Origin of the sequence: Pseudomonas baltica, from assembly GCF_031880315.1 — a bacterium.
In the GTDB taxonomy this organism is placed as follows: Bacteria; Pseudomonadota; Gammaproteobacteria; order Pseudomonadales; family Pseudomonadaceae; genus Aquipseudomonas.
This window is the reverse complement of the sequence record NZ_CP134771.1, coordinates 4,902,774-4,920,992: the sequence shown is the minus strand read 5'-3', so window position 1 is coordinate 4,920,992 and position 18,219 is coordinate 4,902,774. Positions and strand designations below refer to the sequence as shown.

Annotated in this window: 21 protein-coding genes; 2 read left to right on the top strand and 19 right to left on the bottom strand. The window is 61.5% G+C overall.

All coding sequences use genetic code 11. The annotated features are described in order from the left end of the window. The first annotated feature begins 79 nt into the window (after positions 1-79). Positions 80-1,840 (top strand): bifunctional diguanylate cyclase/phosphodiesterase, encoded by a 1,761-nt coding sequence (locus REH34_RS22170; protein ID WP_311969173.1) that lies wholly within the window; start codon positions 80-82, stop codon positions 1,838-1,840. Positions 1,841-1,907: 67 nt separating this feature from the next. Here the strand turns inward: REH34_RS22170 and REH34_RS22165 are convergent, their stop codons facing one another. From REH34_RS22165 to REH34_RS22090, 16 genes are all read right to left on the bottom strand, one after another. After that, entirely contained in the window at positions 1,908-2,462 is a 555-nt protein-coding gene (locus REH34_RS22165; RefSeq protein WP_311969172.1) for a DUF1285 domain-containing protein, read from the bottom strand. A 73-nt stretch (positions 2,463-2,535) separates the two neighbouring features. After that, positions 2,536-3,138, bottom strand: coding sequence for a DUF4823 domain-containing protein (locus REH34_RS22160; protein WP_226503385.1), 603 nt, complete (start codon positions 3,136-3,138; stop codon positions 2,536-2,538). Positions 3,139-3,270: 132 nt separating this feature from the next. Then, a complete protein-coding gene (locus REH34_RS22155; RefSeq protein WP_226503384.1) occupies positions 3,271-3,906 on the bottom strand; it encodes a TetR/AcrR family transcriptional regulator in 636 nt (211 codons plus the stop codon). 360 nt (positions 3,907-4,266) lie between these two features. Beyond that, the gene (locus REH34_RS22150) at positions 4,267-5,046 is read right to left on the bottom strand and encodes a TatD family hydrolase (RefSeq protein WP_226503693.1); all 780 of its coding nucleotides are present in this window, start codon (positions 5,044-5,046) and stop codon (positions 4,267-4,269) included. Between the two features lie 24 nt (positions 5,047-5,070). Beyond that, positions 5,071-5,427 carry a PilZ domain-containing protein gene (locus REH34_RS22145; protein ID WP_226503383.1) on the bottom strand — a complete coding sequence of 119 codons (357 nt, stop codon included), beginning with the start codon at positions 5,425-5,427 and terminating at the stop codon, positions 5,071-5,073. Positions 5,428-5,549: 122 nt separating this feature from the next. Further along, a complete protein-coding gene (locus tag REH34_RS22140; protein WP_311969171.1) occupies positions 5,550-6,533 on the bottom strand; it encodes a DNA polymerase III subunit delta' in 984 nt (327 codons plus the stop codon). Continuing rightward, positions 6,526-7,158 (bottom strand): dTMP kinase, encoded by a 633-nt coding sequence (gene tmk, locus REH34_RS22135; protein WP_311969170.1) that lies wholly within the window; start codon positions 7,156-7,158, stop codon positions 6,526-6,528. Before tmk ends, REH34_RS22140 begins: the two co-directional genes overlap by 8 nt. Continuing rightward, positions 7,155-8,303, bottom strand: coding sequence for an endolytic transglycosylase MltG (gene mltG / locus REH34_RS22130; protein WP_311969169.1), 1,149 nt, complete (start codon positions 8,301-8,303; stop codon positions 7,155-7,157). Before mltG ends, tmk begins: the two co-directional genes overlap by 4 nt. Positions 8,304-8,306: 3 nt before the next feature. Then, on the bottom strand, positions 8,307-9,122 hold the full coding sequence (gene pabC, locus REH34_RS22125) for an aminodeoxychorismate lyase (protein WP_311969168.1): 816 nt from the start codon (positions 9,120-9,122) through the stop codon (positions 8,307-8,309). Then, positions 9,122-10,366: a beta-ketoacyl-ACP synthase II gene (gene fabF / locus REH34_RS22120; protein WP_226503378.1), complete on the bottom strand. Its 1,245-nt coding sequence runs from the start codon at positions 10,364-10,366 to the stop codon at positions 9,122-9,124. Before fabF ends, pabC begins: the two co-directional genes overlap by 1 nt. Before the next feature lie 113 nt (positions 10,367-10,479). Beyond that, positions 10,480-10,716, bottom strand: a complete 237-nt coding sequence (gene acpP, locus REH34_RS22115) for an acyl carrier protein (RefSeq protein WP_016973676.1) — start codon at positions 10,714-10,716, stop codon at positions 10,480-10,482. Between the two features lie 196 nt (positions 10,717-10,912). Beyond that, positions 10,913-11,653 carry a 3-oxoacyl-ACP reductase FabG gene (gene fabG, locus REH34_RS22110; protein ID WP_226503377.1) on the bottom strand — a complete coding sequence of 247 codons (741 nt, stop codon included), beginning with the start codon at positions 11,651-11,653 and terminating at the stop codon, positions 10,913-10,915. Positions 11,654-11,669: 16 nt separating this feature from the next. Continuing rightward, positions 11,670-12,608, bottom strand: coding sequence for an ACP S-malonyltransferase (fabD, locus tag REH34_RS22105; protein ID WP_311969167.1), 939 nt, complete (start codon positions 12,606-12,608; stop codon positions 11,670-11,672). Positions 12,609-12,735: 127 nt separating this feature from the next. Continuing rightward, entirely contained in the window at positions 12,736-13,746 is a 1,011-nt protein-coding gene (gene plsX, locus REH34_RS22100) for a phosphate acyltransferase PlsX (protein ID WP_311969166.1), read from the bottom strand. 4 nt (positions 13,747-13,750) lie between these two features. After that, complete coding sequence (gene rpmF, locus REH34_RS22095; protein ID WP_003179396.1) at positions 13,751-13,933, bottom strand: 50S ribosomal protein L32; 183 nt, start codon at positions 13,931-13,933, stop codon at positions 13,751-13,753. Positions 13,934-13,946: 13 nt separating this feature from the next. Continuing rightward, a complete protein-coding gene (locus REH34_RS22090; RefSeq protein ID WP_311969165.1) occupies positions 13,947-14,474 on the bottom strand; it encodes a YceD family protein in 528 nt (175 codons plus the stop codon). 95 nt (positions 14,475-14,569) lie between these two features. On the opposite strand from REH34_RS22090, the gene REH34_RS22085 reads away from it, so the two are divergent. Beyond that, positions 14,570-15,148 (top strand): nucleoside triphosphate pyrophosphatase, encoded by a 579-nt coding sequence (locus REH34_RS22085; RefSeq protein ID WP_311969164.1) that lies wholly within the window; start codon positions 14,570-14,572, stop codon positions 15,146-15,148. Positions 15,149-15,270: 122 nt separating this feature from the next. Here REH34_RS22085 and REH34_RS22080 read toward each other — a convergent pair whose 3' ends face one another. The 3 genes from REH34_RS22080 to rluC are packed head-to-tail and all read right to left on the bottom strand — an operon-like array spanning position 15,271 to position 17,962. Beyond that, on the bottom strand, positions 15,271-16,278 hold the full coding sequence (locus REH34_RS22080; protein WP_311969163.1) for a S49 family peptidase: 1,008 nt from the start codon (positions 16,276-16,278) through the stop codon (positions 15,271-15,273). A gap of 51 nt (positions 16,279-16,329) precedes the next feature. Continuing rightward, positions 16,330-17,016 (bottom strand): HAD-IA family hydrolase, encoded by a 687-nt coding sequence (locus tag REH34_RS22075; protein ID WP_311969162.1) that lies wholly within the window; start codon positions 17,014-17,016, stop codon positions 16,330-16,332. Continuing rightward, a complete protein-coding gene (gene rluC / locus REH34_RS22070) occupies positions 17,006-17,962 on the bottom strand; it encodes a 23S rRNA pseudouridine(955/2504/2580) synthase RluC (protein WP_226503371.1) in 957 nt (318 codons plus the stop codon). The genes REH34_RS22075 and rluC overlap by 11 nt, the downstream gene beginning before the upstream one ends. Positions 17,963-18,219: the final 257 nt, after the last annotated feature.

Here is an 18,219-nt window from a genome sequence, read left to right as displayed (position 1 = left end):
GGCTCTGCCCGTGAAGCTTCGTGGGCAGAGCCCACTCCTACATTTTTGGGAGTCGGTATCCCACATCAGTGAGGATTTCATGACCATTACCGAGCAGCTCAGCGCCTTGGGGACGATCCTGGCCCAAGGCAGCCTTCACAGCCTGTTCCAGCCCATCGTGTCCCTGTCCGAGCGGCGCATCCTCGGTTACGAAGCGCTGAGTCGCGGCCCTTCGAACAGCCCACTGCATTCGCCCATCAACCTGTTCGCCGCCGCCCGCCATGCCGGGCGCCTGAGCGAGCTGGAAATGGCCTGCCGTGAAAAAGCCTGCCGCAGCTTCAGCGAACAGCAACTCGACGCCAAGCTGTTCCTCAACGTCTCCCCCGAGTCGCTGCTCGAGCCCTTGCATCAATCAGGGCGTACCTTGTCGCTGCTGCAGCGCTACGGCATCTCGCCCAGCCAGGTGGTGATCGAGCTTACTGAACAAACCCCGACCGACGACTTCGACCTGCTCCACACGGCCCTACATCACTACCGCGCCATGGGCTTCTCGATCGCATTGGATGATCTGGGCGCGGGCTATTCGAGCCTGCGCCTGTGGTCAGAGCTGCGCCCCGATTACGTGAAGATCGACCGACACTTTATCGACGGCATCCATCAGGACGCAGTGAAGCGCGAGTTCGTCGGCTCCATTCTGCAGATGGCCCGTGCCTCACGTGCGGTGGTGATTGCCGAGGGCATAGAACTGGTCGAAGAGCTGGCTGTGCTCAGCGACATGGGTGTCGATCTGGTCCAGGGCTATTTGTTGTGCCGCCCGCAGGAAACGCCGCCCCGGGATGCCCGCAGCCTGCTGCCGCAACTGGACAGCGGCCCGCCCTCCTTGACCGAGGAGCGCCGCGACCTGTCCGACCTGCTGAACGATCAAGCGGCAGTGCCCAGCGACACGCCAACGCCCAAGGTGCTGGAGGCGTTTCGCCTGCAAGCCAACCTCAACTCGCTGGCGGTGCTCGACGACCAGCAGCGCCCGGTCGGTATCGTGCATCGGCATTCGCTGTCGGACGCGCTGCTCAAGCCCTTTGCCACCGAGCTGTATGCCCGCAAGCCGATCAGCCGGTTGATGACCGATGATTTCCTCGCCGTGGAGTTGAGTCATTCTCTGCAACAGGTGAGCCGCTTGATCACCAGCCGCGCGCGCCAGCGTATCGAAGAAGACTTCATCATCACCCAGAACGGGCGTTACCTGGGCCTCGGACGGGTGATCGACGTGCTCAAGTTGATCACCGAACTGAAGATCCAGCAGGCGCGCTATGCCAACCCGCTGACGCTGCTGCCTGGTAACGTGCCGATCCAGCAGTGCCTGACGCGGCTGTTGCAGCAAAACCAGACCGCCGCGATCTGCTATGTCGATATCGACAGCTTCAAACCCTACAACGACCTGTATGGCTACGCGCGCGGCGATGAAGTGCTGCTGTGCCTGGCGCACTGTCTGAGCGAGCGAATCGAACCCAGCCGCGATTTCGTCGGACACATCGGTGGTGACGATTTCATGCTGGTGCTCGGCTCCAGCGACTGGCGCAAGCGGTTAGGGCAGCTGTTCGAGGAGTTCCAGATGCAGTGCCGGCGGTTCTACCGCGCCGAGCACCTGGACGCGGGGTACTTCGTCAGCCATAACCGCCAGGGCGTGCGCGAGGAATTCCCGCTGCTGTCGCTGTCCATCGGTGTCGTCGATCTGCACGCTCACGATTGCCCCGAGCTGGATGCTCAGGTGCTGGCGGAAATGGCGTCGCAGGCCAAGCATCTGGCCAAGAAGGTGCCGGGATACAGCGTGCATGTGATTGACGCCGCGAGCGCTGTGGTTTGAGGCATTTGACACCGGTGCAATCTGTATATGCGCTGGCGGCGGCGAAGAGGCCCGTGAAAATTACAGATCAGTCAGGCTCTGGTCCGATAGGAAAGAACTGACCGTGGCTCCATACGCCAAGCCAGGACTGGCCGTCGATCCGACGTGTGACCGCCAGATCCACCAATTGGTAGAAGACGTTGCGATGAATCAACGCCTCCAGGTTGGTGCGCACCCGCACGTAGGGCGAAGGCTCCTGACTGGCGGCATCGATATGCACGCGTAGCGGGTGCTCGGCGTCGGCATCGCAGTGATCATCGACATTGGTGAAAAAACGCAGACATTGGTGCTCGCCCTGCCCTTCCACTTCCAGGCGGATTGCCACGAACGGCGCATCTTCGACCTGGATGCCGACTTTCTCCACCGGCGTCACCAGGAAGTAATCATCGCCGTCACGCCGCAGGATGGTGGAGAACAGCCGCACCATGGGCGCCCGGCCGATCGGCGTGCCCTGATAGAACCAGGTGCCGTCGCGGGCGATGCGCATGTCGATATCGCCGCAAAAATCCGGGTTCCACAGATGCACCGGTGCGGGCCCCTTGGCTGGGGGAATCTGCGCCAATAGATGGCTGGCGTCTGTCATCACTTGCTCCTCGAATACGCCGCTGGGGTAGTGCGCGTCATGGCCAGGGAGCAAGCGGATTGCCTGCCTTGGTCTAGCGCTCTACACCCAGCAAACGTCGAGCGTAATCGGTCAGGGGCGGCCCAAGCAAATCCTGCGGTTTTTTGTCGTACAACGTCAGAAAACCGCCTCGCAGACGAATGGTCGCGGTGTCGATCAGATAACGGGTACTGGTCTCGATCACCATCACCTGAATGACAGCGTGGTCGACGCCGAGGCGATCGACGGCTTCCTGGTCCTGCCATTCATCGGTGGTGCCGATGCGATCATCGGCATTGGCGAAGCGTGTATACAGCAGGTAGTGAGCGCCAGCTTCACGGGCCTCGTTCATGGCGTCGTCCAGGCCTTCAGGAGCACGGGCGCGACGGACCATGGGGAAGTACTGGATAAAGCCGTTGAAGGCTTCCTCCGCTACGACGTTAGGACGCGGGTAGGAGCCGCCAGGCGGTACGAAGGCGCCCTGGGCGATGAACATGAACGAGTCCGGTTGCAGACGGAAATTGGTCGAGCGCTTGGTTTCGCTGTGATCCAGCACCCCGGCATCGCTCAACTGATCGTGGGCGACCGTACCCATGTCGCTGACGCTCATACAACCGCCCAGCGCCGCGAGCGCCAGTACCAAGAGCAGATTACGCATCATTCCTCCAGAGACCGGCGACGAAAAACCGGCGAATAAGCGGCGTGATGCAGCTTTTGCGCCAGTCCGGGGAACAGAGAAGAATTTACGATGCTGCACTGGGCTCTTTTGCGCGTCAGGCCACTTTGCGCGTCAGGCCACCGGATCGCTATCGCGCTTGCGCTTGTTGCCCATGCGCACGCCGATGTCCATCAGGAACTGAAAGAATCCTTCCTGATCTTCCAGCACGTTGCTCCAGAACGGCGAGTGATACAGCGCCACCGCGCCATGCACCAGGGCCCAGGCGGCGCAATAGTGGAAATACGGCGGCACGTCTTCGAGCTTGCCTTCGTCGATGCGACCCTTGATCAGTTGGGTCAGATGCTCGAAGTTGGAGGCACGGATTGCGTGCAACTCCTCGACCATCTCCGGCACCTGATTGCCCTTCACGACTTTCTCTTCGAGGCGATCGAACAAGCGATAGCGCTGTGGATCACGCATGCGAAACTCGAAATAGGCGCGCGACAAGGACTCGCGGTCATTCTCCACGTCGGACGACAACAGCAGCTGGTTCAAATCACGCTCATAGTCGAGCATCAGCCGTAGATAGATCTCGGCCTTGGACTTGAAGTGCTTGTAGATCGTGCCTTTGCCGATACCCACAGCATCGGCGATCATTTCCACCGTGACGCTATCCTCCCCCTGCTCGAGGAAGAGCTTGAGGGCGGTATCGAGAATTTCCTGTTCGCGGCGTCGAAACTCGCGGACCTTGCGGGGTTCTTTCTGCATAAAGAAGGACTGGGTCAAAATCGAAGCGAAGTATTATGCCTGTCTGGCGTGAAATTGCACGGATCATCCGTTGATAGGAGCACTTTACGTGTGACTGGGGCGTTGGTGCTGAGCAGCAGCGCGCCTATTTCAAAATTGTTTAAAAAACGATCAATTACCACTGGCGCGGTGCCAAACCTCAACGATACTCAAGGGTGTTGACGCGTCATATCCCCCAAGTGATGTGGCAATAAAGGTGTCGATGGACCGCGCGCCTTTGTTTTACTCCTAATGGTCTTAACCCGGATTCACCCCCCAGAACCCGGGTTTTTTTTGCCTGATGGTTCGGTGTGATGGCCAACGGCTCTGCACGCGAAGCTTTTAAAGGTGCGCCAACGGGAACAGACGCTTGAAGTTCTCGGTGGTCTGCGCCGCGAAATCCTCGTAAGGCACACCTCTCAGCATGGCCAGGTACTCGGCCACCTCGCGCACGTACTGCGGCAGGTTGGGCTTGCCGCGGTACGGGATCGGCGCCAGATACGGCGAGTCGGTCTCGACCAGCAGACGATCGGCCGGCACCTGCCGCGCGACATCGCGCAGGGCGTCGGCATTGCGAAAGGTGACGATGCCGGACAACGAGATATAGAAGCCCAGGTCCAGCGCCGCCTTGGCCATGTCCCAATCTTCGGTAAAGCAGTGCAGCACACCGCCCTGTGGCAGCTGCGCTTCACGCAACAGGTGCAGGGTATCGGCGCGCGCGCCGCGGGTATGCACGATCACCGGCTTACCGGTGGCGTTGGCCGCTTGCAGGTGCAAGCGGAACGACGCCTGCTGCAGCTGCGCAGCTTCGGGCTCGTAGTGGTAATCCAGGCCGGTCTCGCCGATGGCGACGACCCGCGGGTGGTCCAGCTCGCGCAGCAGCCAGTCCAGCGCAGGGGCTTCGCCAGGTTTGAGGTCCAGCGGGTGAATGCCGACGGAGCAATCCACATCGTCATACTGATCGGCCAAGGCTTTCACCGCCGCAGCGTTGTCGGCACTCACCCCGATACAGAGGAAATGCTTCACACCTCGGGCCCGCGCGGCATCCAGCGCGCGGTCCAGCGAACCGTCGTGGGCGGTCAGGTCGAGGCGGTCGAGGTGGCAGTGGGAATCAACGAGCAAACGGCTATCGGCAGACATGGGCAACTACATCGTATGAGTGGGACGGTCGGACTTCAGCGCGCCGGCCAGGTAGGTTTCAATCTTGTTGCGCGCGGTGTCGTCGCCATCGTTGAACTGCACGCCGACACCGGCGGCGCGGTTGCCCTGGGCGCCCTTGGGGGTGATCCACGCGACCTTGCCGGCCACGGGGATCTTCTCGCCTTCATCCATCAGGTTGAGGAGCATGAACAGCTCGTCGCCCAGCTTGTAGCTCTTGCTGGTGGGGATGAACAGGCCGCCGTTCTTGATGAAAGGCATGTAGGCCGCATACAGCACGGCCTTGTCCTTGATGGTCAGGGACAGAATACCGTTGCGCGGGCCCGGATTGACTGGCTGGTTCATGCGGCTTCCTTCACTGCGGCCGGGCATCGAGGCCACGGACACGCTGGGTTGAATCGACTGAAGCAATAACGACAACTGATGGCACTTTGAATATCAGACCGCCAAAATACCACAATGCTCCGTTAGCCGTTGCCCGGCAACGCAGCCCAGGACACCAGCAGCGACTCCAGCAGCAGCACCCGATTGAGATTGGCCTTGGCGAGCACCTTCTGGCGCTGCAGCAGAATCCAGTCCTGCACGCTCAGCACCTTGTCCTGCGGGGTCTTCTGCGCCAGATACTGCACCACCTTGCGCATGTCCGCCAAGCCCAGGCCGGTTTCGTCCTCGGTCAGCTGATAACGCAGGATCAGGTTCGACCAATCGCAGAACCAGTCGAACAGCAACAACAGGGGCACCGCGTTCCAGCCTTCGGCCAGTTGCGTGGGCGAGGCCTGCTGTTTGAGCAGCTTCTTGACGCCCTCGACCACCAGTGCGCGCTGTTCGCGCACGCCCTGGGTCTGCAGATCGACAGCGGCAAGCGGCGAGCCTGCGGCCAAGGTGAGCAATTCGTCGCGCTCGTCCTGGCTCAGGGCCGGCAGCGCCTCGCCCAACCAGGCCAGGCTTTGCTCTCGGCCTGGGAGCGGGCAGGCCTGTTGCACGCAACGGCTCTTGATGGTCGGCAACAACCGGCTGGGTTGATGACTGACCAACAACAGCACGGTATTGCCGGAGGGTTCTTCGAGGCTTTTGAGCAAGGCGTTGGCGGCGTTGATGTTCATCGACTCCACCGGCTCGATGAGCACCACCTTGCGCCCGCCCAGTTGCGCGGTCTGCACCACGAAGCTGACCAGATCGCGGACCTGATCGACCTTGATGGCCTTGTCGGCCTCTTCAGGCTCCAGCACATAATTGTCGGGATGAGTACCCGCCGCCAGCAGCATGCAGGATTTGCAGGCACCGCAGGCGTCCTCGGGGAGCGGACGCTGGCACAGCAACAAGGCCATCAACCGTTCGGCCAGCGCGCGCTTGCCGATGCCCTTGGGGCCATGCAACAGATAGGCATGAGCGTGCTGGGCACGGCCCGCGAACTGCTGCCACAGCACCTGCTGCCAGGGGTATTCAGCCACGTGCCGACTCCAGCATGACCGGCACCAGGGCGTCCAGCGCCTGCTGCACCTCAGCCAGGGACTGCGAGGCATCGACGATGCGATAACGCTGGGTATCGGTCGCGGCGCGCGCCAGATAGGCGCTGCGCACGGCGTCGAAGAAGGCGCGGCCCTCTTGCTCGAAACGGTCCAGCCGGCCCCGCGCGCTCGCCCGCGCGAGGCCGACTTCGATAGGCAGGTCGAAGACCAGCGTCAGGTCGGGGTGCAGGTCGCCCTGCACGAACCGCTCAAGGGTCGCGATGCGCTCCACCGGCAAGCCACGGCCGCCACCCTGATAGGCATAGGTCGCATCGGTGAACCGATCACACAGCACTACCGCGCCGCGCTGCAGCGCCGGGCGAATCACCTGGGCAATATGCTGGGCACGGGCGGCGAACATCAGCAGCAGTTCAGCGTCGGCGTTCATCGGCTCGTCGCTGGGGGCCAGCAGCACCTCACGGATGCGCTCGGCCAACGGCGTGCCGCCGGGTTCTCGGGTCAGCACGACATCCAGGCCGGCAGCGCGCAGCTGCAGGGCAAGGTATTCGCGATTGGTGCTCTTGCCGGCCCCTTCAGGGCCTTCAAGGGTAATGAACAGACCGGTCACTTTGCGTCCTTATCTTGAGCAGTGGGGCCAGGCTCGGTGGCCTGGACTGGCAGCGCCGGGGGAGAGGCCTGATCGGCGGGCGCCTGCTCGGGTGTGGGTGCAGGCACCGGGATGGGTGCGGGGCTGGAGCGATAATCGGCACGGCGCTTGAGTTGAAACTCGCGCACGGCGTTGTTGTGGGCGTCGAGGTCGTCAGAGAACACGTGACTGCCGTCGCCACGCGCGACGAAATAGAGGCTGGTGCCGTCCTGCGGATTGAGCGCCGCATGAATCGCCTCGCGGCCTACCATGGCGATCGGGGTCGGTGGCATGCCAGCGTTGGTATAGGTGTTATAGGGCGTCGGCTGCTTGAGATCGGCGCGGCTGAGCTTGCCGGTGTAGCGCTCGCCCATGCCGTAGATCACGGTGGGGTCGGTCTGCAGCAGCATGCCGGCATGCAGGCGGCGGATGAATACGCCGGCGATCTCGGCACGCTCCTGGGGCACACCGGTTTCCTTCTCGACCATCGAGGCCATGATCAGCGCCTGGTAGGGCTCGCTGTAGGGCACATCATCGGCGCGCTGACTCCACTCCTGGGCCAACACCTCGTCGAGGCGCTTGTAGGCTTGAGTGAGGATTTCGGCATCGGTCATGCCACGGGTGAACTTGTAGGTGTCGGGGAAGAACCGCCCTTCTGGGAACACGCCAGGGTGGCCGAGCTTGTCCATCAACTCTGCATCGCTGAGGCCAGCGAGGGTCTGCTGGAGTTTTTCCTGCTTGGCCAGCGCGCTGCGCACCTGGCGGAAATTCCAGCCTTCCACCAGGGTCAGGCTGTACTGCACCACTTCCCCGCGCTGCCACACACCGAGCATGTCACGCACAGTCATGCCGGGGGTCAGGCGATACTCGCCGGTGTGCAGCGGCTGGCCTTCGAGATTGAAACGCCAATACAGGCGCAACCACCAGGCATCGCCGATCAAGCCGTCGGTTTCAAGGCGATTGAACATGCGCCCCGGCGTCGAGCCGCTCGGTACTTCCACCAGGGTTTCGTTGGCCATGACCAGACGCTGGTCCAGCGCATGGCGAGTTTTCCATGCCGCACCGCCCACCACCAATACCGCAACGATCAGCACGGTTTCGAGCAGCACCAAGAATTTACGTATCACAGATCACAGGTCCAATAGTGCACAGGCGAGGGTTTGCAGTTTACGGGTCACCGGGCCAGCCGACCAGCGAAGCGCATCGACGCCAAGCACAGGCCAGATCCCGTAGACACTGTTGCAGACGAAGACTTCGTCGGCAGCGGCGAGATCCTGCAACGTCAGGTCACACACTTTTACCTGGATACCTAGCGATTGCGCCTGCTCCAGCAGCTCGGCGCGCATAGTACCGGCAACGCCGCAGCGGGCCAGATCAGCCGTATACAGCACAGCGTCACGGATCAGGAACAGATTGCTGTAGACACCTTCGATCACACGGCCCTGCAGGTCGCACATCAGACCCTCGGCATAAGCGCTGCCCTGCCACTCATTGCGCGCCAGCACTTGCTCCAGCCGATTGAGATGCTTGAGCCCGGCCAGCAGCGGTTGTTCGGCAAGACGTGTACGACAGGGGAACAGCTGCACCCCTTCGGCACTATGGCTGGTAGGGTAACCGGGCAACGGGCTGGCTTGCAGGATGCGCCGGGCCGGCGCTTGAGGGTCGGCGGCATAGCCGCGCGGGCTGTCGCCACGGGTGAGTATCAGCTTGAGCACGCCCTCGCCCAGCGCCGCAGCGTAGGCGAGGACTTCGTCGCGCACCTGCCGCACATCGGCCACCAGTGCCAGGCGCTCACAGCCCCACTGCAAGCGCTGCAGGTGGCGGTCGAGCAGCAACGGCCGCCCGCCCCGCACGGCGATGGTCTCGAACAGACCATCACCATAGGCCAGCCCGCGGTTGTTCAGCCCGACCTGCGACTGCGCAACCCCGTCGACCCAGCTGTGCATCAACCGACGAACCGACGTAGCACCAGCGAGCCGTTGGTGCCACCGAATCCGAACGAGTTGGACAGCACCACGTCGATCGGCATTTTGCGCGCTTCGTGAGGAACGAAATCGAGGTCGCAGCCTTCGTCCGGCTCGTCGAGGTTGATGGTCGGCGGTGCGACCTGGTCGCGGATCGCCAGCACGCTGAAGATCGCCTCGACCGCGCCTGCAGCACCCAACAAGTGGCCGGTCATGGATTTGGTCGAGCTCACTGCCAGGCTGTGCGCATGCTCGCCGAATACCGACTTGATCGCTTGCACTTCCGCCAGGTCGCCGACCGGAGTCGAAGTACCGTGGGCGTTGATGTACTGCACCTCGTCCGGGCTGACCTTGGCATCGCGCAACGCGTTGGCCATGCAGCGCGCGGCACCGGCGCCGTCTTCGGGCGGCGAGGTCATGTGGAAAGCATCGCCGCTCATGCCGAAGCCGATCAGCTCGGCATAGATGGTCGCACCGCGAGCCTGAGCGTGCTCGAGCTCTTCAAGCACCAGGGCACCAGCACCGTCGGCCAGCACAAAGCCGTCACGGCCTTTGTCCCACGGGCGGCTGGCGCGTTGCGGCTCGTCGTTGCGCGTGGACATCGCCCGCGCCGCGCCGAAGCCGCCCATGCCCAAGCCGCAGGCGGCCATTTCGGCGCCGCCGGCAATCATCACATCGGCTTCACCATAGGCTATGTTGCGAAAGGCCATGCCGATGCAATGAGTACCGGTGGTGCACGCCGTGGCGATCGCGAAGTTGGGACCCTGTACACCCAGATGGATGGACAGAAATCCGGAAATCATGTTGATGATCGAGCCAGGCACGAAAAACGGCGAAATCCGTCGTGGGCCGGAATCATGCAAGGTGCGGCTGGTTTCTTCGATATTGGTGAGGCCACCAATACCCGAGCCCATGGCCACGCCGATACGCTCACGGTTGGCGTCGGTGACGACCAGGCCCGAATCGCGAACCGCCTGGAACCCGGCTGCCAAGCCGTATTGAATGAACAGATCGAGCTTGCGAGCCTCCTTGACCGAGAGATACTCCTCGACCTTGAAGTCCTTGACCGAGCCGCCGAAACGGGTCGAATAGGCAGAAAGATCCGTATGTTCGATCGGACCAATACCACTGCGGCCAGCCAGAATGCCCTGCCAGGTGCTCGACACGTCAGTGCCCAGCGGCGACAGCATACCTAAACCAGTGACCACGACGCGTCTACGCGACACAGCACTCTCCTTATTCTATTGACGACGGCGCGCCTGCCACCTAAAGAAAAAACCGCACGCCAGCAAAGGCAGTGCGGTTTTTCCGAGACAGCAAAGCGACGATTACAAAATCATTACGCCTGGTGGGCAGTAACGTAATCGATGGCCGCTTGTACAGTCGTGATCTTCTCGGCTTCTTCGTCTGGAATCTCGGTCTCGAATTCCTCTTCCAGAGCCATCACCAGCTCAACGGTATCAAGGGAATCGGCACCCAGGTCTTCTACGAAAGAAGCACTGTTGGTGACTTCTTCTTCTTTAACGCCCAGTTGCTCGGCAACGATTTTCTTGACGCGTTCTTCGATGGTGCTCATACCTTGTTTTCACTCCTAATGGACATAAGTCAGGCAGCTGGCCGGTGCGTAAGTTTATCGAAAGCGCTCGGCTTTTCAAACTGAAAGCGTCACAGCGATCTAACATTGGCCCGCTGCCCCGAATTGGGTTGCAGCTTTATAACGGATTTTTGCTCGACTCGTATGACATTTTTAGCGAAAAAATGTCGCACACAGCTTACATGTACATGCCGCCGTTCACCGGAATTGTAGCCCCGGTCACGTAACCTGCACCCTCGGAAGCCAGAAAAGCGACCACTTGCGCGATTTCCTCGGCCTGGCCCAGGCGGCCCAGCGGGATTTGCGTCAGCAGTGCTTCACGTTGTGCTTCAGGCAGCTCACGGGTCATGTCGGTGTCGATGAAACCAGGTGCCACCGAGTTGACCGTGATCGACCGGGAGCCCACTTCGCGCGCCAGAGCGCGGCTGAAACCTTCGAGCCCGGCTTTCGCGGCCGCGTAGTTTACTTGGCCTGCGTTGCCCATTGCACCCACTACCGAACCGATACTGATGATTCGGCCCCAACGCGCCTTGGTCATGCCGCGCAAAACAGCCTTGGACAGGCGGAACAGGCTGTTGAGGTTGGTGTCGATGACGTCATGCCATTCGTCGTCCTTCATGCGCATCATCAGGTTGTCGCGGGTGATACCGGCGTTGTTCACCAGAATCGCCGGTACGCCGAATTCAGCGGTGATCGCGGCCAGGGTCGCGGCAACCGACTCGTCGTTGGTGACGTTGAGTTCCAGCCCGGTACCGGTGATGCCATGCTCCTTGAGCGTGGCAGCGATGCGCTCGGCACCCGACGCAGACGTCGCGGTACCGATCACGGTGGCGCCCTGACGGCCCAGTTCAAGGGCGATGGCCTGGCCGATGCCACGGCTGGCGCCGGTGACCAGCGCAACTTTACCTTGCAAGCTCATGCAACTATCTCCTGCTTCAAGCCTGCGCCGCAACAGCGGCGGCGAAGGCGTCGGGGGTATCCAGATTGGTCGTGCTGACGCCTTCGGCGCAGCGCTTGTTGAGGCCCGCGAGCACTTTGCCCGGACCGCATTCGATCAGGTTGACGGCGCCCTGGCTGGCCAGGAACGCCACCGATTCGACCCAGCGAACCGGCATGTACAGCTGCTTGAGCAGATCGCTCTTGAGGGTCGCGACATCGGTGGCCACGCTGGCGCTGACGTTCTGCACCAGCGGGATGCTCGGCGCCTGCCAGTCGATGGCTTCGATCGAGGCGGCGAACTTTTCGGCCGCCGGGCGCATCAGCGCGCAATGCGACGGCACGCTGACCGGCAACGGCATGGCGCGCTTGGCACCGCGGGCCTTGCACAGTTCCATGGCACGTTCGACGGCGGTTTTCGAGCCCGCGATCACGACCTGTCCTGGCGAGTTGAAATTGACCGCACTGACCACTTCACCCTGGCCCGCTTCAGCGCAGGCTGCGATGACGGCGTCGTCCGGCAGACCGAGGATGGCCGCCATGCCGCCCATGCCCGCAGGCACGGCTTCTTGCATCAGCTGGCCGCGGGTTTCCACGAGTTTGACCGCATCGGCCAGACTGACGCTGCCTGCCGCGACCAGCGCACTGTATTCGCCCAGGCTGTGGCCGGCGACAAATGCCGGCTGCTGGCCGACTTCGGCCTGCCAGAGGCGCCACAGAGCCACAGAGGCAGTAAGAATCGCCGGCTGCGTCTTGTCGGTCTGGTTGAGCAACTCAACCGGACCTTGCTGGGTCAGCGCCCACAGGTCGTAACCCAAGGCCGCTGACGCTTCAGCGAACGTATCGACGACCAGCGAATGCTGGGCGCCCTGCTCGGCGAGCATGCCCAGGGACTGGGAACCTTGCCCAGGAAAGACGAATGCGAGGGATGCAGACATGAAACAAGCCCTTAATGATCGTGTCGTCACAGAGTGGACGGCCCAGCAGGCAGGCCGCGCGAAACTGACAATTGGATGGCAGTTGAAACCGGGTGGTCACATTTAAGCATTCCTTGGGCGATCATGCCTAAGGCAACCGGTCGGTGAGGCAGCCCTGGAGGCGTCGCGGCAGATCTTCGCGAATCTCCACCAAGGCGCGCTCGATGGCACTGCGAAAGCCTTCCGCACCGGCCGAGCCGTGGCTTTTGATGACTATCCCTTGCAGCCCGAGGAAACTGGCACCATTGTGCCGCGCCGGGGCCAATTCGCGGCGCAGGCGCTTGAGCAGCGGCAAGGCCACCGCCCCTGCCAGACGCGCAAACACGCCGGAACTGAACACCGCCTCGGTGCGTGCTGCAATCATGCTCGCCAAACCCTCGCTGGACTTGAGCAGCACATTACCGACGAATCCGTCACACACCACCACGTCGGCCTCGCCACGGTACAGGCCGTCGCCCTCGATATAGCCGATATAGTTGAGGCTCTGCGCGGCTTGCAGCAGCGCCGCCGCCTGCTTGACCTGCTGGTTGCCCTTGATGTCTTCGGTGCCAATATTCAGCAGTGCCACACGCGGCCGGGCAATGCCCAACGCCTGGGCCGCCACCGAGCCCATGACGGCAAACTGCAGCAATTGTTCGGCACTGCAATCAACGTTGGCGCCAAGGTCCAGCAGCTGGCAATGGCCAGTCAGGGTCGGCAGCGCCACCACCATGGCCGGGCGATCGATGCCCGGCACGGTCTTGAGTACGTGACGCGACAACGCCATCAACGCCCCGGTATTACCGGCGCTGACCATGGCCTGGACCTTGTCGTCACGCACCAGCTCCAGCGCCACTCGCATCGAGGAATCAGGCTTGCCCCGCAGCGCCACGGAAGGCTTGTCGTCCATGCCGACCACTTCGCTGGCCGCAGCAATCTGCAGACGCGAGCGATCCACACCACGGTGCTGGGTGAGCAACTGTTCAAGGAGTTGAGGTTGACCGACGAGGGTCAGGTACAGCGAGGGGTTTGCGGACAGGCAGGCGAGGCAGGCCTCGACAATGCTGCGGGGACCGAAGTCCCCGCCCATTGCGTCGATCGCGATGATCTGAGCGGACAAGTAATTACTCGTCAGCGCCCTTGTCGATCACTTTACGGCCACGGTATACGCCTTCTGGCGATACGTGGTGACGCAGGTGAACTTCACCGGTGGTTTTTTCTACAGACAGAGTGCTAGCCTCGAGAGCGTCGTGCGAACGGCGCATGTCGCGGGCAGAGCGGGATTTTTTGTTCTGCTGAACAGCCATAATTGATTAACTCCTAAACGTTTGGGTCACGCTTTAACTGCGCCAATACACTGAACGGGTTGGACCGCGTTACCTCGTCCTCGCTCGGCTCGGGCTCATCTGCTCCCGCCGGCTGCTGGCATTCTTCCGGATGATGAGCAGGCACAATGGGCAAGGCGAGCAGAAGCTCCTCCTCGATCAATGCCTGCAGATCCAAAGGATCTTCGCCCAGTTCCAGCACGTCATAGCCTGACGGCAACGACTGGGTATTCGCACCCTCCTTCACCACAGCGTAACTGCACTCGCTATGGATTGGCAGGGTGACCAGCTCAAGACAACGCTGGCAAACCATTTTGACTTCGGTGTCGATAAAGCTGTGGATGACCACGGCTTTACGTTCATCTCGTTCAAAAACGAATTTAGCCTGCACCGTACCGACATTGTCGGAAAGCGGGTCGCAGAGTCTCTCCAAATCGGCCAGCAGCAATTCACCTTGGAGGGTGGTGCCACGATCTGCCAATTTGCGCGGGTCAACGTGAGGTGGAATCGGGTCATTCAACATAGGCGCAGCATTCTAGGGACGACCCCCTCACCTGTCAAAGGAAATTCGGCCCAAGGCTGCATGCTAGAATGACCGCTCATCGTCAGGAGCCACGCATGCTGCCTTTATTACTCGCTTCCAGCTCACCTTATCGTCGCGAATTGCTCTCGCGGCTGCGCCTGCCATTCGTTTGCGCTTCGCCGGATGTCGATGAAAGCCGCCTGCCTGACGAGAACGCCAACGATCTGGTACGGCGCCTGGCGATGCTCAAGGCGCGGGCACTGGCCGCAGTCTATCCGGGGCATCTGATCATTGGCTCCGATCAGGTCGCGGTGCTCGGCGAGCAGATTCTGGGCAAGCCCCACAGCTTCGACAAGGCCTGCGAGCAACTGCTGGCCGCCAGTGGCACCAGCGTCACCTTCCTGACCGGCGTGGCGCTGCTCAACAGCCATAGTGGTGAATGCCAGGTCGACGTGGTGCCTTTCACGGTGCAGATGCGCGAGCTGGACTTGCCGCGCATCGAGCGCTACTTGCACGCCGAACAGCCGTACGACTGCGCAGGCAGCTTCAAGGCCGAGGGTCTAGGGGTGAGTTTGTTTCAGAGCACCCACGGTGCCGACGCCACCAGCCTGGTGGGGCTGCCGCTGATCCGGTTGGTGGATATGTTGCTAAAGGAAGGTGTGCAAGTGCCCTAAGGCTGGATTCAAAGCCCCTTCACGAGCAAGCCCTGCCCCCACAGCTGTAAGACTCAAGATCAGTCTGTGGGAGCGAGATTGCGCGTTCGGCAGCGAAGAAGCCAGCTCAGGCGACCGAGATCTCAGCGCAACGACGGACCGTCAAAGCCCATATACATCGCTACACGATCGGCAACGCTGGTACCGAGTTTTTTGGAGAAGCGATCGAAGGCGGAATCCTCGACGGTGAAGTCGACCATGTCCTTCTCGCCGATCACATCACGCGCCACCGAGCTGCTGCTGCCCAGACCGTCGATCAAGCCCAACTGCAATGCCTGCTCGCCCGACCAGATCAGCCCGGAAAACATGTCAGGGTTGTCCTTGTCCTTCAGGCGATCGCCGCGCCCCTGCTTGACCATCGCAATGAACTGGTTGTGCGTGGTGTCGAGCACGCCCTGCCAGAACTGCGTCTCGTCCGGCTTTTGCGGCTGGAACGGATCGAGGAACGACTTGTGCGCCCCCGAGGTATAGGCACGACGCTCCACGCCCAGCTTTTCCATGGTACCGACAAAGCCGTAGCCGGCCGCCGTCACCCCGATGGAACCTACCAGACTGGCCTTGTCGGCGTAGATATCATCGGCCGCGCTGGCGATGTAATACGCACCCGATGCGCCCAGGTCCGCGATCACCGCATAGACCTTGACCGTTGGATGCAAGCCGCGCAGACGACGAATCTCATCGTACACGTAGCCGGCCTGCACCGGACTGCCACCCGGGCTATTGATACGCAGGATCACGCCCTTGACCTTGGGATCATCGAACGCCGCGCGCAAGGCCCCGACCAGATTGTCGGCGCTGGCAGCCTCTTTGTCGGCAATCACGCCTTTTACATCGATGACTGCAGTGTAGTGGTCGCCCTTGCCTGCCGACTTTTCCATGCCACTGAACAGCGGCGTGAACATCGCCAGCACGCCCAGCAGATAGGCGAAGGTCAAAATCTTGAAGAAGATCCCCCAGCGCCGTGCCCGCCGCTGCTCCTGCACGCTGGCCAGCAGAGTTTTTTCCAGCAATTTCCAGCTGCGATCGTTTTCACGGCGTTCGCTTTGCGGCGACTGCTCATCGGCGTCGGGCGCCTTCCATTCGTCTGACATCTATCAACTACTCCTGCAGTCTTCGGGAATACGGGTACTGCGCAACGCCCTTCAGCGTTGCAATGGGAAGCATTGCCCTGGCTGCGGATCGTCGAGCCACTGCTCCAACTGGGCGAAGTGCTCGATGCTCACGGTCGGCTCGAACTCGCGCAGTGCCGATAACGGCAAGGCGCCATAGCCCACGGCAACCGAATCCATACCGGCATTGCGAGCCATTTGCAGGTCGAACGCCGAGTCGCCGATCATCAGCGCCTGATCGGCACTGACCTGGCAGTGAGCGAGGATCTCTTCCAGCATCAGAGGGTGCGGCTTGCCCCGGGTTTCATCGGCAGCGCGGGTAATATCGAAAAATTCAGTCCACTCGTTGGATTTCAACACGCGATCCAGGCCGCGACGCGCCTTGCCGGTGGCCACTGCCAGCTTGTAGCCCTGCCGACGAAAAGCTTGCAGCGACTCGCGGACCGCCGGAAACAGCGGCGACGGCTGCTCGTCCAGACGCTTGTAGACATCTGCATACTGCTGACGAAACGCCGCGACCTGCTCGGCATCCAGCGCCGGATACAGCACGCTGATGGCCTCGGACAACGACAGACCGATAATGCCTTTGACCGAGACCTCGTCCCGCTCGACATAGCCACAGGCAACGGCGGACAGATTCATCGCCTCGACGATACGGCCAATGGAATCGGCCAAGGTGCCGTCCCAATCGAAAATCAACAGCTGGTACTTACTCGGCACTCAAGCGCTCCACGGTCTTGGCCCAGACTTCATCCACCGGGGCCTGCAATTTCAGCTCACCACCATCGGGCAGCGGCACGGTCAGAGCATAGGCATGCAGGAACAGACGCTTGCCGCCGAGCTCGCGGATTTCGCGGCTGAAATTTTCTTCGCCATACTTGCTGTCGCCGGCGATGCAATGCCCGGCGTGCAAGGTGTGCACACGAATCTGATGGGTACGACCGGTGATCGGCCGAGCCTCGACGATGGTGGCGAAGTCGCTGAAGCGGCGCAGCACCTTGAACATCGTCAAGGCCTCCTTGCCCTCGGGATTGACCTCGACCATGCGCTCACCCGATCGCAGGTTGCTTTTGAGCAACGGCGCATCGACGCGCTTGAGCGCGGTCGGCCAATTGCCGCGCACCAGCGCCATGTAGCGCTTGTCGACGCCATCGCCGCGCAGGGCGGCATGCAGATGGCGCAACATGCTGCGTTTTTTGGCGATCATCAGCAGCCCGGAGGTGTCGCGGTCGAGGCGATGCACCAGTTCCAGCTCCTTGGCATCCGGGCGCATCTGCCGGAACGCCTCGATGACCCCGAACGTCAGGCCACTGCCACCGTGTACGGCAATGCCGGCCGGCTTGTTGAGCACGATCAGGGCCTTGTCTTCATAGACGATTGCGGCTTCAAGCCGTTGCAGCAGGCCCTGGGCCACCGGCACCGGTTCGTCACGCTCAGGCAGCCGGACGGGCGGCACGCGCACGATATCGCCGGCCTGCAGCTTGTATTCGGGCTTGATGCGCCCTTTGTTCACGCGCACTTCACCCTTGCGCAGGATCCGATAGACCAGAGTCTTGGGCACACCCTTGAGCGCAGTGATGAGGTAATTGTCTATGCGTTGGCCGGCATATTCCGGTGCAACCTCGATCAGGCGAACGCCGGAGGCTGGGGGATTTGTAGTCGTCATTTGCGGATGATAGCAATTTTTTAGGCAATTGAAGCACTTAATCAATGCTGCTATAGTCGCGAACGTCGCCAAAAGCGGCTGTGAAGTGGATAGGCGACATTTGATTGCCTCTTACCCACGCAGTTATCGAGGACGCGAGGCCGTCCGACGGGGCTTTCGCTTGTTTACGGGTGTCTTAGTAATCGCCAGTAGCGCACCGGAGAAGTCCGAAACACGATGGAAAACGCAGTGCAGGTTGCACGCCTTTCATCGGTATT

Excerpts from the sequence above, each read along its gene's own strand:
- REH34_RS22170 (WP_311969173.1), top strand. The coding sequence starts at position 80 with ATGACCATTACCGAGCAGCTCAGCGCCTTGGGGACGATCCTGGCCCAA.
- REH34_RS22165 (WP_311969172.1), bottom strand. The coding sequence starts at position 2,462 with ATGACAGACGCCAGCCATCTATTGGCGCAGATTCCCCCAGCCAAGGGG.
- REH34_RS22160 (WP_226503385.1), bottom strand. The coding sequence starts at position 3,138 with ATGCGTAATCTGCTCTTGGTACTGGCGCTCGCGGCGCTGGGCGGTTGT.
- REH34_RS22155 (WP_226503384.1), bottom strand. The coding sequence starts at position 3,906 with ATGCAGAAAGAACCCCGCAAGGTCCGCGAGTTTCGACGCCGCGAACAG.
- REH34_RS22145 (WP_226503383.1), bottom strand. The coding sequence starts at position 5,427 with ATGAACCAGCCAGTCAATCCGGGCCCGCGCAACGGTATTCTGTCCCTG.
- pabC (WP_311969168.1), bottom strand. The coding sequence starts at position 9,122 with ATGCACAGCTGGGTCGACGGGGTTGCGCAGTCGCAGGTCGGGCTGAAC.
- acpP (WP_016973676.1), bottom strand. The coding sequence starts at position 10,716 with ATGAGCACCATCGAAGAACGCGTCAAGAAAATCGTTGCCGAGCAACTG.
- fabG (WP_226503377.1), bottom strand. The coding sequence starts at position 11,653 with ATGAGCTTGCAAGGTAAAGTTGCGCTGGTCACCGGCGCCAGCCGTGGC.
- fabD (WP_311969167.1), bottom strand. The coding sequence starts at position 12,608 with ATGTCTGCATCCCTCGCATTCGTCTTTCCTGGGCAAGGTTCCCAGTCC.
- rpmF (WP_003179396.1), bottom strand. The coding sequence starts at position 13,933 with ATGGCTGTTCAGCAGAACAAAAAATCCCGCTCTGCCCGCGACATGCGC.
- REH34_RS22090 (WP_311969165.1), bottom strand. The coding sequence starts at position 14,474 with ATGTTGAATGACCCGATTCCACCTCACGTTGACCCGCGCAAATTGGCA.
- REH34_RS22085 (WP_311969164.1), top strand. The coding sequence starts at position 14,570 with ATGCTGCCTTTATTACTCGCTTCCAGCTCACCTTATCGTCGCGAATTG.
- REH34_RS22080 (WP_311969163.1), bottom strand. The coding sequence starts at position 16,278 with ATGTCAGACGAATGGAAGGCGCCCGACGCCGATGAGCAGTCGCCGCAA.
- rluC (WP_226503371.1), bottom strand. The coding sequence starts at position 17,962 with ATGACGACTACAAATCCCCCAGCCTCCGGCGTTCGCCTGATCGAGGTT.